The organism is Cobetia amphilecti, assembly GCF_032923285.1.
Classification (GTDB): domain Bacteria; phylum Pseudomonadota; class Gammaproteobacteria; order Pseudomonadales; family Halomonadaceae; genus Cobetia; species Cobetia amphilecti.
Genome location: NZ_CP136695.1, coordinates 3,902,563 through 3,917,474 on the forward strand (window position 1 = coordinate 3,902,563; position 14,912 = coordinate 3,917,474).

At 64.1% G+C, this 14,912-nt stretch carries 10 protein-coding genes; 3 read left to right on the forward strand and 7 right to left on the reverse strand.

Translation table 11 applies throughout. The annotated features are described in order from the left end of the window. Positions 1-76 precede the first annotated feature (76 nt). Entirely contained in the window at positions 77-1,063 is a 987-nt protein-coding gene (gene cobA, locus R1T44_RS16500; RefSeq protein WP_317292303.1) for a uroporphyrinogen-III C-methyltransferase, read from the reverse strand. Then, the gene (locus R1T44_RS16505; RefSeq protein WP_284726934.1) at positions 1,032-3,896 is read right to left on the reverse strand and encodes a molybdopterin-dependent oxidoreductase; all 2,865 of its coding nucleotides are present in this window, start codon (positions 3,894-3,896) and stop codon (positions 1,032-1,034) included. The genes cobA and R1T44_RS16505 overlap by 32 nt, the downstream gene beginning before the upstream one ends. Positions 3,897-4,738: 842 nt before the next feature. Here R1T44_RS16505 and R1T44_RS16510 point away from each other — a divergent pair. Genes R1T44_RS16510 through nirD form a run of 3 tightly spaced genes read left to right on the forward strand, consistent with a single transcriptional unit; the run spans position 4,739 to position 9,296 of the window. Continuing rightward, positions 4,739-6,181: an NAD(P)/FAD-dependent oxidoreductase gene (locus R1T44_RS16510; RefSeq protein WP_317292304.1), complete on the forward strand. Its 1,443-nt coding sequence runs from the start codon at positions 4,739-4,741 to the stop codon at positions 6,179-6,181. Further along, positions 6,178-8,835 carry a nitrite reductase large subunit NirB gene (nirB, locus tag R1T44_RS16515; protein ID WP_284726932.1) on the forward strand — a complete coding sequence of 886 codons (2,658 nt, stop codon included), beginning with the start codon at positions 6,178-6,180 and terminating at the stop codon, positions 8,833-8,835. Before R1T44_RS16510 ends, nirB begins: the two co-directional genes overlap by 4 nt. Beyond that, on the forward strand, positions 8,832-9,296 hold the full coding sequence (nirD, locus tag R1T44_RS16520; protein WP_284726931.1) for a nitrite reductase small subunit NirD: 465 nt from the start codon (positions 8,832-8,834) through the stop codon (positions 9,294-9,296). The genes nirB and nirD overlap by 4 nt, the downstream gene beginning before the upstream one ends. Before the next feature lie 473 nt (positions 9,297-9,769). Here nirD and R1T44_RS16525 read toward each other — a convergent pair whose 3' ends face one another. The 5 genes from R1T44_RS16525 to R1T44_RS16545 all read right to left on the reverse strand — a co-directional run bounded on the left by R1T44_RS16525 (position 9,770) and on the right by R1T44_RS16545 (position 14,834). Beyond that, positions 9,770-10,699, reverse strand: coding sequence for a branched-chain amino acid ABC transporter permease (locus R1T44_RS16525; RefSeq protein WP_199852415.1), 930 nt, complete (start codon positions 10,697-10,699; stop codon positions 9,770-9,772). Positions 10,700-10,772: 73 nt separating this feature from the next. After that, complete coding sequence (locus R1T44_RS16530) at positions 10,773-11,660, reverse strand: branched-chain amino acid ABC transporter permease (protein ID WP_225347307.1); 888 nt, start codon at positions 11,658-11,660, stop codon at positions 10,773-10,775. Between the two features lie 107 nt (positions 11,661-11,767). Further along, positions 11,768-12,949: an ABC transporter substrate-binding protein gene (locus tag R1T44_RS16535; protein WP_284726943.1), complete on the reverse strand. Its 1,182-nt coding sequence runs from the start codon at positions 12,947-12,949 to the stop codon at positions 11,768-11,770. Positions 12,950-13,194: 245 nt separating this feature from the next. Then, positions 13,195-13,992, reverse strand: coding sequence for an ABC transporter ATP-binding protein (locus R1T44_RS16540; RefSeq protein WP_457851508.1), 798 nt, complete (start codon positions 13,990-13,992; stop codon positions 13,195-13,197). Positions 13,993-14,000: 8 nt separating this feature from the next. Further along, entirely contained in the window at positions 14,001-14,834 is an 834-nt protein-coding gene (locus R1T44_RS16545) for an ABC transporter ATP-binding protein (protein WP_284726930.1), read from the reverse strand. Positions 14,835-14,912: the final 78 nt, after the last annotated feature.

Here is a 14,912-nt window from a genome sequence, read left to right on the forward strand (position 1 = left end):
GAGAGCCCTCTATATAGTCAGTTTTCTACCGGTGCTTCCAGCGCCGCCCCATCAAGCGCATCTTCCATTCTCCCCCTCAACAAACTTCTTCAAAAACTTCCCTGCAAGACATGTGAGCCGCTGCCTGCGCGACGGCATCGGCCAGCGCACTCTCTCGCCCCGCCGCCATCTGACAGACACTGCCCACGACGATCAGGCACGGTGTCGGCAATGGATGCTCGGCCAGACGACTCACCATATTGCCGAGCGAGCCGTGAAGAGTCTGCTGCTCGGGAAGGCTGGCATTGGCGACCAGCATCATCGGCCAGTCCGCCGGCAGTCCATGATGCTGCAACTCATCACAGATCACCTCGAGACGATTGAGCCCCATATAGAAGAGAAGCGTTTCATCGCGACGCGCCAGCTGCTGCCATTCAGGCTGTTCGCTCTTGCTGCAGAGCTGAGCGGTCACGAAGCGCAGACGCTGTGCATGCGCCCTGTCCGTCAATGGCATCCCCAGGGCAGCGGCCGCACCGGAAGCCGCGGTGATGCCCGGCACGATATGACGCGTGATGGCGGCATCATCGAGGGCCGCGAGCTCTTCCCCCATGCGGCCGAAGACACCGGGGTCACCGCCCTTGAGGCGCACGACTCGCATGCCCTCCCCCGCCAGGCGAACCATCAGCGCACCGATCTCGTCCTGCGGCACACTATGATTGCCGCAGGCCTTGCCGACGTAATAGCGTTCACAGTGAACCGGTAGCTGAGCGAGAATCTCATCGCCGACCAGTCGGTCATAGACCACCGCATCCGCAGCATTCAGCATTCGCCAAGCCTTGAGCGTCATCAGGTCCGGATCCCCCGGCCCCGCGCCCACCAGCGCGACCTGCCCCGGAAGAAACGCCTCCCAGGCGGGAGAAATCCCGTTGGCATCGCTGCGCGTTGGCGCCTGCCGATTCTCGCCACGCCACTCGCGCCGCGACATCAGGCCGTCGGTCAGCCGTGCCATGAGAATTCCGAGAGACTCTGCACTGCTGGATAGCGACATCAGGTCACGCCATTTCCAACGAATCAGTCCGCTCATCGGATCGCTCCTCTTCCACAAGACGTTTGAGTTCAGGCAGGCAGGAACCGCAGCGAGTGCCGCAGGCCAGTCGCGCGCCCAGTGCTTCCACGGAACCGTCACCGGACTGGATGGCCTGGCGAATGGTCAGCTCGCCGACCTGATGACAGGCGCAGACCATCGCCCCGACATCCGCCTGCCCGGAGAGACGGCCGGCCAGCAGGCTGCGCCGCTCATGCGCGGAGAGCTGCTCTGATGCGAAGCATTCGCCCAGCCAGGCGATATTGGGTTGGCGATCGAGGTGTGCGTCACCCGGCATCACCTTCAGCCACCAGACAAGGCGTCCATCACGAAAGCCCGCTGCGCTGATGCCCCCTTGCGCGGCGTCCTGTGCCCAGAGCCCCGCCGGGACACCCAGATGGCTTTCGCACCAATGCTGCCAATCCGGCTGCCCCTGACCTGCCAGCTGGTAGCGCACCAATGCCGATTGCGGAATACGCGCCCAGTAGCGTCCATCGAGCTGGGCCACGGCATCTGCCAGATCCTCACGCCCGGCCAGAATGGAGGGGGCGATCAATAAGGTGGCCTGCCACTCGCACGGCAATGACTCGACCTCGACCGCGCCATGCTTGGATTCCGGCTGACCGGAGAAGGGATCGACGAGCCCCGCCAGCAGCGCACCGGCTCGGGCATGACTCGCGAAGTGGTCGCTCCAGTGCATCGGAATGAACACCTCCCCGCGACGCTGACCACTGCTGATGCGGACGCGAGCCCGATAATCTCCACGCAGCCCGCCCTGCTCATCACGCCCCTTGAGCCGCGCGAGACCGCCATCCTGCAAGCCACGAGTCGCCGCATCCTGCGGATGGAGCTCCACGAAAGGCTCGGCACGATGATTCATCAGGCGGGCACTGCGCGCGGTGCGCGTCATGGTGTGCCACTGATCACGGATACGCCCGGTATTGAGGCGCAGCGGCACCGCATCGCTCAGCGCCTGTTGCGGCAATTGCGGCACCACGGGCACCAGGCGGGCGCGCCCATTGGGGGTGTTGAAGGTGGCATCCTCGAACAGGCGCGGCGTGCCGATCAGCTCGCCCTTGTCCCCGCGGCGTACCGGCCACTGGATCGGCTTGAGCGCGTCGTAGCCCGCGCGATCCAGCTCCGCCAGCGGCGCGATGTTGAACAGTCGCTTGACCGAGGAAGTCGCCGTTGGCTTGCGACCGGCCTTGAGACGCGGCGCAGAATTGCGAAACCCCGAGAGGCGGGCGTGCTCATGGAAGATCGCATGGGGCCCCGAGTAGTCGAAAGCCTCCTGATAGCCCATGCGCTTGCCGACCTCCGCCAGCTGCCACCAGTCATGACGCGCCTCGCCCGGCGGAGTCAGCAGGCCACGCTGGCGCGAGATGCAGCGCTCGGAGTTGGTGACGGTGCCATCCTTCTCGCTCCAGCTGCTGGCCGGCAGCACCACATCGGCGTAGGCCAGGGTGTCGCTGTCGGCCATGCACTCGGAGACGATCACCAGCGGGCAGACCGCCAGCGCTGCACGCACTCGTGCGCTATCCGGCAGGCTCACCGCCGGGTTGGTCGCCATGATCCACAGTGCCTTGATCTCGCCGCGTCCCAGCGCCGCGAACAGCTCGACCGCCTTGTGACCAGGCCCCTCGGGCAAGTTCGGCGCCTTCCAGAACTCGCTGACCAGCGCCCGCGCACCCGGCGTGTCGTAATCCATATGTGCCGCCAGCTGGTTCGCCAGGCCACCGACTTCGCGGCCGCCCATCGCATTGGGCTGCCCGGTGATGGAGAACGGCCCCGCGCCCGGCAGCCCGATCTTGCCGCCCGCCAGATGGCAATTGATGATCGCATTGCCCTTGTCGGTGCCACTGGTCGATTGATTCACGCCCTGGGAGAACAGCGTGACCACGTGCAACTGGGTGGCGAACCAGTAATAGAAGGTCTCGAGACGCTCCACATCGATATCGCAATCCCGCGCAATCGCGGAAAGCGAGCAGTCGTCACGCTTCGCCTGCTTGAGCGCCGCATCGAAACCCTGAGTGTGGGCCTCCAGATAGAGGCGATCGGTGCGTCCGCGCTCGGCCATATAGGCCAGCAAGCCATTGAAGAGGCGCGCGTCGCTACCGGGGCGAATGCCCAGATACAGGTCCGCGATCTCGCAGCTGTCGGTCAGGCGCGGGTCGATCACCACGATACGCAGCAGCGGATTGTCGATACGCGCCTGCTTGAGGCGCTGGAACAGCACCGGGTGATTCCAGGCAAGATTGCTGCCGACCAGCACCACCAGCTCGGCACGCTCGAGATCCTCGTAGCTGCAAGGCACGGCGTCTGCCCCGAAGGCACGCTTGTGCGCCACGACCGCCGAGGCCATGCACAGCCGCGAATTGGTATCCAGGTGCGGCGTGCCGATGAAGCCCTTGAACAGCTTGTTGGCGAGGTAATAGTCCTCGGTCAACAGCTGCCCCGACAGATAGGCGGCGATGCTGTCCCCACCATGCGTGCTGCGCAGCTCACCGAAGCGAGCGGCGATCAGTTCCAGCGCCGTATCCCAGCTCACCTCTCGCAGCACGCCTGCGGCGTCGCGTATCTGAGGCTGCGTCAGGCGGCCGCTGGATGACAGTGTCTCGGCAAGCGCAGACCCCTTGACGCACAGACGCCCGTAATTGGCCGGATGGTCGTTGTCGCCGCTGACGGCGGTGATGCTGCGCTTGAGCTCACCGCCCTCCTGCGCCCGGGTTTCCAGCTCAAGCGATACGCCACACCCGACACCGCAATACGGGCAGGTCGTCGAGGCGCTGCAGGGGGAAGACTCACTTGTGCTCTGGGGCTTGCTGGCCTGCATCGACATCTCTCCCTGGTGCAGTAAGCATGAAAAAAGGCGCCTGATGACCCGCCACGTAATGTGCGGTCATCAGGCGCCTTTGCCTGTCGTTGTCAGTCCTGCTCTACCCTGCAGACTGACAATGGAAACTGATGGTGAATACGATCTCGTCATGCCGATGGGTGCGCAATCTCGTCTTCGAGACGTCGACATGGCGTGCATGATTGAAGAGCCGCCGTTGGCCGGTTCGCGAGTCTCGCAACAGTGCAGCTTGCCGAGTCGCGAACCCTCAATCAGGTATCACACCAATGACCTGACAGACGCACTTAACAGACCAACCCTGACCAATCATCAGAAATAACAATCACTTGGCCGTCACGAGCTACCGAAGCAGGAGGCGAACAGCGCGAGACGGCCAGCGCCAGGCACTACTGACGCACCAGCCATGTGCATCAGCGCATGCGACTGCACCAATCCCTGCCTTGACGCCTCCCGCAACCGCGACCGGCTCGACCATGCCAGGACCTCACCTCGAGCCTCTTCAACCGCAAGTGAATGAAAAATAGCGACTTTCTCTGAAGCGGCACCGAATTCGCCTGAGTATCGGCAGGTTGGGTCAATGACGACCCCGAATCGCAGGTCTCGCAGCGCATCACTCCGATGAGTGACATGCAGCAGCCAACGGTCCGCCAGACCTGCCGCAGTTGCGGGTGACAGCGACATCGTCACCTGACGCTGCAACTCGCTATCCAATGCTTAGCTCTCATCTTCCAGGCAAAGGCGCCTGCTTGACGTCGTGATCATCACGGCGGCAAGCAGGCGCTTTTTTTTATGCGTCCAGAACGTCAGCGCAAGGAGGCAGAATGCATCCGTCATCTACCACCCGCGAGCCTACGCCAGCACTGGTCATCATCGGCCACGGCATGGCGGCGCAGAAGCTGTTGGAGCAGCTGGTCTCGCTGAGCCCTGATCAGCAGCTGCCCTGGCCGGTCACGGTGATCGGCGAGGAGCCCCACCTCCCCTACAACCGCATTCAGCTCTCGCCGCTATTGGCCGGCGAGACACGAACCGAAGGCCTGATCAGCCAGCAGGCCGACTGGTTCTCGCGGCACGGCATCACACGGATCAGCGGCGACCCCGCCAGCCAGATCGATCGCGCCGCCCGCTGTGTCGAGACCGCCAGCGGTGGCCGCATCCCCTATCAGCGACTGGTGATCGCGACCGGCTCACGTCCGGCGCTGCCCCTGCCTCTGCCCGCTCATCTGCCAAAGGCGTCGTCCGTCAATGACTGGCCGCCGGGACTGATGGGCTTTCGCGATCTGAAGGATGTCGAGCAGATGCAGGCCGCCTGCCTTGCCGGACGGCAGGCGGGCGCCGGCGCACTGGTCATCGGCGGCGGGCTGCTCGGGCTCGAGGCCGCCGAGGGCCTGCGCAAGGGTGGTCTTGAGGTGACGCTGCTGCAGCGCAGCGAGCGTCTGATGAACCGTCAGCTGGATGAGGTCGCGGCCGGACTTCTGGAGCGGGAACTTCGCGAGCGTGGCCTCGACATCATCACCGGCGCGCACCTCGAAGAGTGGCTCGAGTCCCCGGCGGGCCGCATCAGCGGCGTACGCCTCACGGATGGCCGCGAACTGCACGCCGGACTGACCATCGCCGCCACCGGCATTCGCCCCGAAATCGAGCTTGCGCGTGCTGCGGGGCTGGCCTGTCAGCGCGCCATCCAGGTCGATGGCCATCTGCTCACGAGTGATCCGCACATTCACGCGCTGGGCGAATGCTGTGAGGTGGATGGCGAGACCTTCGGCCTGATCGAGCCCATCTGGGCGCAGATCGAAGTGCTCGCCCGCCAGCTTCTCGCGCAACCGACTCCGCCCTATCGCAATGCGCCACTGGCGACGCGCCTCAAGGTCAGCGGCATCGACCTCTATAGCTGCGGCGAGCTTGCCCCCCAGCCGAATGACGAGGTGCTGGTCTATCAGGACCACGCCCTGGGCGACTACCGCCGACTGCTGCTGCGCGAGGAGCGCCTGGTCGGCGTGGTGCTCTACGGCGACGTCAGTGCCGGCAACGCCCTGTTCGAAGCGCTCAAGGCCGGTACGCCACTGACCAGGATTCGCGAAGACCTCCTGCTGATGCCGGCAGAAGCCCTCGCACGTCTGACCCAGGACGGCCCACCGACGGCGCCCGATGACCCCAGTGGCAAGCCGGGCACTCAAGACATGACAGACCAGCATCGTGATCGCGACACCACAGACAAGACCGACAAGACCGACAACACCCCTGACACCTTCGAGGAGGCCGCATGAAACACCTGATCATCATCGGCAATGGCATGGTTGGCCATCACTGCGTCGAGCAGCTGATCGCACTGGGCGCCACCGCGCACTACCAGATTCATGTCTTCGGCGAAGAACGCCACATCGCCTACGACCGCGTGCATCTCTCGGAGTATTTCACCGGACGTGATGCCGAATCTCTCGCGCTCGGCACCGCCGACGACTACCGCAAGGCGGGCGTCACCCTGCACCTCGACGAGTGTGTCACCGCCATCGACCGCGATGGCGGCCATGTCATCACCCCGCGTGGACGCTACCCCTACGACAGCCTGGTGCTGGCAACCGGCTCGACCCCCTTCGTGCCGCCCATACAGGGCCTCGGTGAGCCGGGAAGCGAGGCCGCCGCCAGCAATCGCCTGGTCTACCGCACCCTGGAGGATCTTGATCAGATTCGCGCTGCCGCCGATGGCAAGACACATGGCGTGGTGGTCGGCGGTGGCCTGCTGGGGCTGGAAGCCGCCAATGCCCTCAAGTCACTCGGCCTGGAAGCGCATGTCGTCGAATTCGCGCCACGCCTGATGCCGGTGCAGCTGGATGAGGATGGCGGCCTTGCGCTCAAGCAACACATCACTGCGCTGGGCGTGGGGGTGCACCTCAATCGCGCCACCACCGACATCGTGCCCGGCGAGCAACATCAGTGGCGGATGAACTTCTCCGATGGCGAGTATCTGGAGACCGACCTGATCGTGTTCTCCGCCGGCATCCGCCCTCAGGACGCGCTGGCACGCAGCGCCAGCCTCGAGATCGGCGAGCGCGGCGGCATCATCATCGATGACGAATGCCGCACCTCGGACCCGGAAATCTTCGCCATCGGCGAGTGCGCCCTGTGGCAATCGCGCATCTTCGGGCTGGTCGCGCCGGGCTATCAGATGGCCCGCGGCGTGGCGTCCCTGCTGGCTGCCAGCGCTGGTGATGCCGCAAGCGCCTCTCAGGAGAGCTTCCGCTTCCAGGGCGCCGACATGTCCACCAAGCTCAAGCTGCTGGGCGTGGATGTCGGTTCCATCGGTGACGCCCACGGCAAGACCGAGGGCGCGATCAGCTATCGCTACTGTGACGAGGCCGACGGCGTCTATCGCCGCCTGATCGTCTCGCAGGACCGCAAGCGGGTGCTGGGCGCGGTACTGATCGGCGACAACTCGCGCTACGACACCCTGCTGCAGTACGTCACCAATGGCATCGCGGCGCCCAAGGACCCGGCGGCACTCATCCTGCCGGATGCCAGTGGCGAAGCCATCACGCTGGGCGCGGATGCCCTGCCCGACAGCGCCACGCTGTGCTCCTGCCACAACGTCTCCAAGGGCGATGTCTGCAGCGCCATCGATGCCGGCAACAGTGATCTGGGCGCCATCAAGGCCTGCACCAAGGCCAGCACCGGCTGCGGGGGCTGTGCGGCGCTGCTCAAGAAGGTGGTGGATGCCGAGCTGGAAAGTCGTGGCGTCGAGGTCGATCGCTCACTGTGCGAGCACTTCGCGCACACGCGTCAGGAGCTCTACTCGCTGGTGCGCGTCGAAGGCATCGAGACCTTCGCCGAGCTGATGGCCAGCCACGGCCGCCATCCGGATGCCCTGGGCTGTGAGATCTGCAAGCCGGCGGTGGGCTCGATTCTGGCCTCGTGCTGGAACGCGCCGATCACCGAGTCCTCGCACATTCCGCTGCAGGACACCAATGACACCTTCATGGCCAACATGCAGAAGAACGGCACCTATTCCGTGGTGCCACGCATCCCAGGCGGCGAGATCACGCCGGACAAGCTGATCGCCATCGGCGAGATCGGCAAGCGTTACAACCTCTATACCAAGATCACCGGCGGTCAGCGCATCGACCTCTTCGGTGCCCAGCTGCATGAGCTGCCGGACATCTGGAGCGAGCTGATCGCCGCCGGCTTCGAGACCGGCCACGCCTACGGCAAGTCCACCCGCACGGTGAAATCCTGCATCGGCAGTACCTGGTGTCGCTATGGCGTGCAGGACAGCATGGCGATGGCGCTGACGCTGGAAGACCGCTACAAGGGCCTGCGTTCACCGCACAAGCTCAAGTTCGCCGTCTCCGGCTGTACCCGCGAATGCGCCGAGGCCCAGAGCAAGGATGTCGGCGTGATCGCCACCGAGAACGGCTGGAACCTCTATGTCTGCGGCAACGGCGGCATGCGCCCGCGTCATGCCGAGCTGTTCGCGACCGACCTGGATGACGAGAGCCTGATCCGCACCATCGACCGCTTCCTGATGTTCTACATCCGCACCGCCGACCGCCTGCAGCGCACCTCCGTCTGGCGCGAGGGCCTCGAGGGCGGCCTCGACTATCTGAAAGAGGTGATTCTCGAGGACAGCCTGGGGCTCGGCGAGACCCTCGAAGAGCAGATGCAGCAGGTGGTGGACCGCTACGAATGCGAATGGGCCAATGCGCTCAAGAGCCCCGAGAAGCTCAAGCGCTTCCGCAGCTATGTGAATGACCAGCGCCCGGACCCTGACGTGGTCAATATCGTTGAGCGTGACCAGATTCGCCCCGCCAGCCGCGATGAACTGGCCAGTGGCAATCTGATCACCAGCGACGGTGGCGCCCGCGAAGCAGTGGCAGAACATCAACCTCAGTCAACGACCCACCTGGCCACGGAGGTACGCTCATGACATCGCCTGCACTCGCCACGACATCTTCCACTCCGCTCTCCAGCCCGTCCTCTGCAACACAGGACACCTCTGCCGCGACACAGTCGCCGCTGCGCTGGGTGACACTCTGCCAGCGCGAGGACCTGGTGCCGGGATCCGGCGTGGCCGCCTGGCTTGAGGCGGACGGCCACGCCCGCCAGATCGCCCTGTTCACGCTGCCGGCCACAGCCGATAGCGATGACCTCACGCTGTTCGCCATCGACCATCATGATCCGGTGTCAGGCGCCAACGTGATTGCCCGCGGCCTGCTGGGTGATCACGCCGGAGAGCCACTGGTGATCTCGCCACTCTACAAGCAGCGCTATCGACTCAGTGATGGCCAATGCCTGGACGACGACACACTCGCATTGACGGTGTGGCCTGTGCGTCTGGCTGGCGGCGAGGTACAGGTACAGTGCCAGCGGGCAGACGATGCCTGCTAGCCACACCCGCTATCCACACCCGCTATCCACACCCGCAAGCCACATAAGTTATTGATGACGTACGGATATGCTCGAAAAACGGCACGCATTTGGTGCACAACCATGCTGCAACGCACCATGAATCGCCCAACAGCGCGCACGCCTCGAGTCATCTGACCGCCACTTGGCAGCCCGCAAACAGGCACCAATACCTCAAGCCATTGTTTTTATTGAGGATACCAAAAAGCTGGCATCGGGCATGCAATCTATACAGCGAGATGGCAAATGGCGGCTATCTCGCATGGCGTGCTCATTGCTGAGTCGAGGATCCGGGACCGGCGTATCCCCCTCGATATACAATGGCATTTAAGTCCACCCTATTTGGGGTGGACTTTTTTTATGCCTGAAGTCATCGGCAAGTCATTGATTTCTTTGCTTCAGAGCACGATGGGCCACTCACTCTGTCTCGCTTCCCCCCTCTCGCTTCTCGCCGCTCATTTTTCTTCCCGCTGCTGACGACGCGCGATCCAGCGCTGACATTCCCCGATGATGCCGCTGCGGAAGCTGAGCACGCAGACCACGAAGATGGCGCCCAGAATCACGCTGACCCAATCCCCCAGCGCGGATTGCGCCAACTGATGCTGCAGCCCGATGACCAGCCCGGAGCCCACCAGTGGCCCGAGCAGCGTGCCGACGCCGCCCAGCAATGTCATCAGGATCACCTCCCCCGACATGTGCCAGCTGGCATCACCCAGCGAGGCGAGCTGGAACACCAGCGTCTTGGTCGCTCCCGCCAGGCCCGCCAGCCCCGCGGACAGCACGAAGGCCACCAGCTTGTAGGCATCGGTGTGATAGCCCAGCGAGATGGCGCGCGGTTCATTCTCGCGGATGGCCTTCAGCACCTGACCGAAGGGGGAATGCACGACGCGCCGGATCAGGGCAAAGGCCGCCACGAAGATCGCGAACACGAAGTAATAGAGGGTGTGGTTGTTCGCCAGATCGAACACGCCGAACAGCTCACCGCGCGGCACGCCATGCAGGCCATCTTCCCCGTGGGTGAACGGCGCCTGGATGAAGAAGAAGAACATCATCTGGGCCAGGGCCAGCGTGATCATCGCGAAGTAGATGCCCTGCCGTCGGATGGCCAGCGCCCCGAATAACGTCCCCAGCACTACCGCGCCGAGCGTACCGGCCACGATGCCCAGCGCCGGACTCAGGCCCGGGTATTCCGCGAGCAAGAAGCCGGTGATATAGGCGCCCGTGGCCAGGAAGGCGGCATGCCCGAAGGACAGCAGCCCCACGAACCCGAGCAGCAGATTGAAGGCGCTGGCGAACAGCGCAAAGCACAGAATCTTCATCAGAAAGACGGGATAGGCGACCCAGGGCGCCAGCAACCCGAGCAGGAACAGCACGAGATACAGCATGCCCAGCGGGGTGATTCTGCGCGGCGCGCTGCCTGCACGCGCGGCCTGGTGATCCTGTTGCAGTACGGCCATGTCAGGCCTCCTTTCCGAACAGCCCGGCAGGGCGAAGCATCAACACCATCACCATCACCACGAAGATCACCGTATTGGCGGCCTCGGGATAGAACACCTTGGTCAGCCCCTCGATCAGCCCCATCGCGAGCCCGGTGAGGATGGCGCCGAGAATCGAGCCCATCCCGCCGATGACCACCACCGCGAACACCACGATCAGCAGGCTCGAGCCCATGGTCGGCGAGACGGGATACAAGGGCGCGGCCAGCACGCCGGCGAAGGCGGCAAGCGCCACACCGAGCCCGTAGGTCAGCGACACCATCAAGGGCACATTGATGCCGAAGGCCTGCACCAGCTCGGGGTTCTCGGTTCCCGCGCGCAGATAGGCACCGAGGCGCGTGCGCTCGATCAGGAACCAGACTCCGAAGCAGACCACCAATGCCGCCACCAGCACCCAGGCACGGTAGGTGGGCAGGAACATGAAGCTCAGCTTGAAGCCGCCACTCAGCGCCTCGGGGATCGGATAGCTCGACCCCGAGACACCGAACAGATTCACCAGCGTGCCCTCGAAGATCAGCGCCAGCCCGAAGGTCAGCAACAGGCCATAGAGGTGATCAAGATGCTGGATGCGCCGCAGCAGCAGACGCTCGACCACGATGCCCAGGGCCCCTACCACCAGCGGCACCACGATCAGCGCCGCCCAGTAGTTGAGCCCCAGATATTGCGCTCCCAGCAGCGCCGCGAAGGCGCCCAGCATGTACTGGGCACCATGCGCGAAGTTGATGATGCGCAACAGACCGAAGATCACCGCCAGCCCAAGGCTCAGCAATGCATAAAAGGCACCGTTGATCAGCCCCAGCATCAGCTGACCGAACAGCACCATCAGGGGTATTCCAAAAATCATGGTCATCCGCACATTCCTTTTCAGCACCCATTCGCGTCAGCCGCTCGGCGCTGCCGATCATCCGGCCGGCAGCGCCATGCCATACGCCTCAGCGACTCGACTGACGTTCGGCTTCAGCCCTTGACCAGCTCGCACTGGCTGTCCGCCAGCGGTCGGTAGGCTTCAGCGCCGGGAATGGTGCGGATCACGTCATAGACATCCCACTCGCCTTGGGACTCGGAGGGCGCCTTGACCTTGACCAGATACATGTCGTGCACCATGCGCCCATCGGCACGGATGGTGCCGTTGTTGGCGAACATGTCGTTGACCGGCGTCTCGCCCATCTTGGCGCGCACGGTGGCAGTGTCATCGCTGCCAGTGGCCGCGACCGCATTCAAGTAATGCAGGGTGCTGGAGTAGATACCGGCCTGCACCATGGTCGGCATGCGCTCATTGCGCTCGTGATAGCGCTGGGACCAGGCACGTGTCTCGTCATTGAGGTCCCAGTACCAGCCGGTGGTGAGCTGCAGCCCCTGCGCCACCTCAAGCCCCAGGGCATGCACGTCATTGAGGAAGATCAATAGCCCCGCCAGCGACTGCCCGGCCTGCACCACGCCGAACTGACTCGCCGTGGTCAACGCATTGACGGTGTCCGACCCGGCATTGGCCAGCCCGACGATCTTGGCCCCGGAGCCCTGCGCCTGCAGGATGTAGGAGGAGAAATCACTGGTCGGGAATGGATGACGTACCTTGCCGACGATGGTGCCGCCGTTCTCGTTCACCACCTTTTCCACATCGCCTTCCAGGGCATGACCGAAGGCGTAATCCGCGGTCAAAAGGAACCAGCTGTCGCCGCCTTCATCGACGATCGCCTTGGCCGTGCCGTGCGCCAGCGGATAGGTGTCATACACCCAGTGGACATGATTGGGCGTGCAATGCTCATTGGTGATGCTGGAAGCCGCCGAGCCGGAAACGATACCCAGCGTGTCCTGTTCGGCGAGAATCCGCGTCACCGCGATGCTCACCGATGAGGCCACCAGCCCGGCGACCATGTCGACATTCTGCTGATCGATCCAGCCGCGCACCGTATTGGCACCGACATCGGCGCTGTTGCGGTCATCGGCACTCAATACCTCGATCGGCATGCCGTTGACGCTGCCGCCGAAGTCCTCGACGGCCATCTTGAGCGCATCGAGACCGCCCGGGCCGGCCAGGTCACGATAGGTGCCCGACATGTCGGCCAGATAGCCGATCTTGATCACGCCGTCGCTGATATCGGCCTGCGCGATTCCCGCCGACAGCAGTGACCCCATCATGAGCGCGGACAGCGGCAACAGGCGCCGGCGTGTGGCCGCCGTGATGCGGCGTGACAACGGTGACGCGACAGGGGTGGCGTTGGATGAAACGGTGGCGTTGGATGAAACGGTGGCTTGCATGACATCTCCAGACCGGATTGCCCGGCAATATTGTGATTGTTGTGGCGAGACGTACGGACTTCAGATTGGCGAGTGCAAGGCCGTGCATGGCGGCCAGCCCTGTGCAGCTCAGCCCGAGCGGGAGCTCAGACCCCCAGTACCTTGTGCAGATATTCGTGGCGGGCCGGTAACTCGGCCGCGCTGATCTCTTCCAGAATGGTGCCGTGCTCCATCAGGTAATGACGGTCGGCCAGCGGTGCGGCAAAGCGGAAGTTCTGCTCCACCAGCACGATGGTCATGCCGCGCGCCTTCAGCATCATCAGCACTTCGGCCAGCTTCTGGTTGATGACCGGCGCCAGACCCTCGGTGATCTCATCCAGCAGCAGCAGGTCCGCTCCGGTGCGCAGGATGCGCGCCAGCGCCAGCATCTGCTGCTCGCCACCGGAGAGACGCGTGCCCTGACTGGTGCGCCGCTCATGCAGATTGGGGAACAGCGCATAGAGCTCATCCAGCGACATGCCCTGGCCCTGGCCCTGGCTCCGGCCCTGCCCCTGGCTCTGACCATGTCCTGTGCTCTTGACCAGCGGTGGCAGCAGCAGATTCTCCTCGACGCTCAGGCTGGCGAAGATGCCACGCTCCTCGGGGCAGAAGCCGACACCGAGATGAGCGATGCGATGCGGCGCCAGCCCCATGCTGTCCTGTCCCTTGATGAGGATGTCGCCGCTGCGCCGGCCGACCATGTTCATGATCGCGCGCAGCGTGCTGCTGCGTCCGGCCCCGTTGCGCCCCAGCAAGGTCACCAGTTCGCCGCGCCGCACCGTCATGTTGACGCCATGCAGCACATGGGACTCGCCATACCAGGCATTAAGCTCGCGCAGGCAGAGCTGCTCTTCCCCCAGCGGCGAGTTGGCCGCCGAGGCTTGCCCGTCCGTCGCCTGTTCCATAACCACCGTCATGAAACCTCCTTGTGCTCATCCGCCGTGGACTCGGGCGCTTCACTGCCCAGATACGCCTCGCGCACCTCAGGATTGGCCGATACGCAGGCGTAGTCGCCCTCCGCCAGCACCCGCCCGCGCGCCAGCACGCTGATGCGATCGCACAGACGGCTGACCACGCTCAGATTGTGCTCGACCATCAGCACCGTACGGCCCCGCGCCGCGACACGAATCAGCTCGACCACGCGGTCCACATCCTCGGCGCCCATGCCCTGGGTCGGCTCGTCCAGCAGCATCACCGTGGGCTCAAGCGCCAGCGTGGTCGCCAGCTCCAGCGCGCGCTTTCGGCCATAGGGCAGACTGGCGGTCACACGGTGGGCGTCATCGCGCAGCCCTACCTGCTCCAGCAGATGCAGCGCCTGCTCGTTCAGGCTGTCGAGGCTGCGTTCCGGCTTCCAGAAATGAAACGAGGTGCCCTGGGGGCGTTGCAGGGCGACCCGCACGTTCTCGAGCACCGTCATCTGGGAAAACACCGCCGATATCTGGAAGGAGCGCACCAAACCAAGGCGCGCGATCTCATGCGACTTCATGCGAGTGATGGATTTGCCGCGATAGAGAATCTCGCCGCGGGTAGCCGGCAGAAAGCGCGTCAGCAGATTGAAGACTGTCGTCTTGCCGGCGCCATTGGGGCCGATGAGGGCATGGATATGCCCTTCCTGCACCTGGAGATTGACGTCATCGACGGCCGTGAAACCTCGAAAGTCCTTGCTCAAGCCACGCGTCTCGAGAATCGGGGCTGTCGCTGATGCGCCCCCGCTGGCACGCGGCCCCTGAATGGGCGGTGATGGCATGTCAGTACTCCGTCCTGACCGGCAAGCCGGTGGTCTGTGTCTTCCAAGAGACATGAGGGCTGTTCGTCAGCGCGGATG

Excerpts from the sequence above, each read along its gene's own strand:
- cobA (WP_317292303.1), bottom strand. The coding sequence starts at position 1,063 with ATGAGCGGACTGATTCGTTGGAAATGGCGTGACCTGATGTCGCTATCC.
- R1T44_RS16505 (WP_284726934.1), bottom strand. The coding sequence starts at position 3,896 with ATGCAGGCCAGCAAGCCCCAGAGCACAAGTGAGTCTTCCCCCTGCAGC.
- R1T44_RS16510 (WP_317292304.1), top strand. The coding sequence starts at position 4,739 with ATGCATCCGTCATCTACCACCCGCGAGCCTACGCCAGCACTGGTCATC.
- nirB (WP_284726932.1), top strand. The coding sequence starts at position 6,178 with ATGAAACACCTGATCATCATCGGCAATGGCATGGTTGGCCATCACTGC.
- nirD (WP_284726931.1), top strand. The coding sequence starts at position 8,832 with ATGACATCGCCTGCACTCGCCACGACATCTTCCACTCCGCTCTCCAGC.
- R1T44_RS16525 (WP_199852415.1), bottom strand. The coding sequence starts at position 10,699 with ATGCTGTATCTCGTGCTGTTCCTGCTCGGGTTGCTGGCGCCCTGGGTC.
- R1T44_RS16530 (WP_225347307.1), bottom strand. The coding sequence starts at position 11,660 with ATGACCATGATTTTTGGAATACCCCTGATGGTGCTGTTCGGTCAGCTG.
- R1T44_RS16535 (WP_284726943.1), bottom strand. The coding sequence starts at position 12,949 with ATGATGGGGTCACTGCTGTCGGCGGGAATCGCGCAGGCCGATATCAGC.
- R1T44_RS16540 (WP_457851508.1), bottom strand. The coding sequence starts at position 13,992 with ATGGAACAGGCGACGGACGGGCAAGCCTCGGCGGCCAACTCGCCGCTG.
- R1T44_RS16545 (WP_284726930.1), bottom strand. The coding sequence starts at position 14,834 with ATGCCATCACCGCCCATTCAGGGGCCGCGTGCCAGCGGGGGCGCATCA.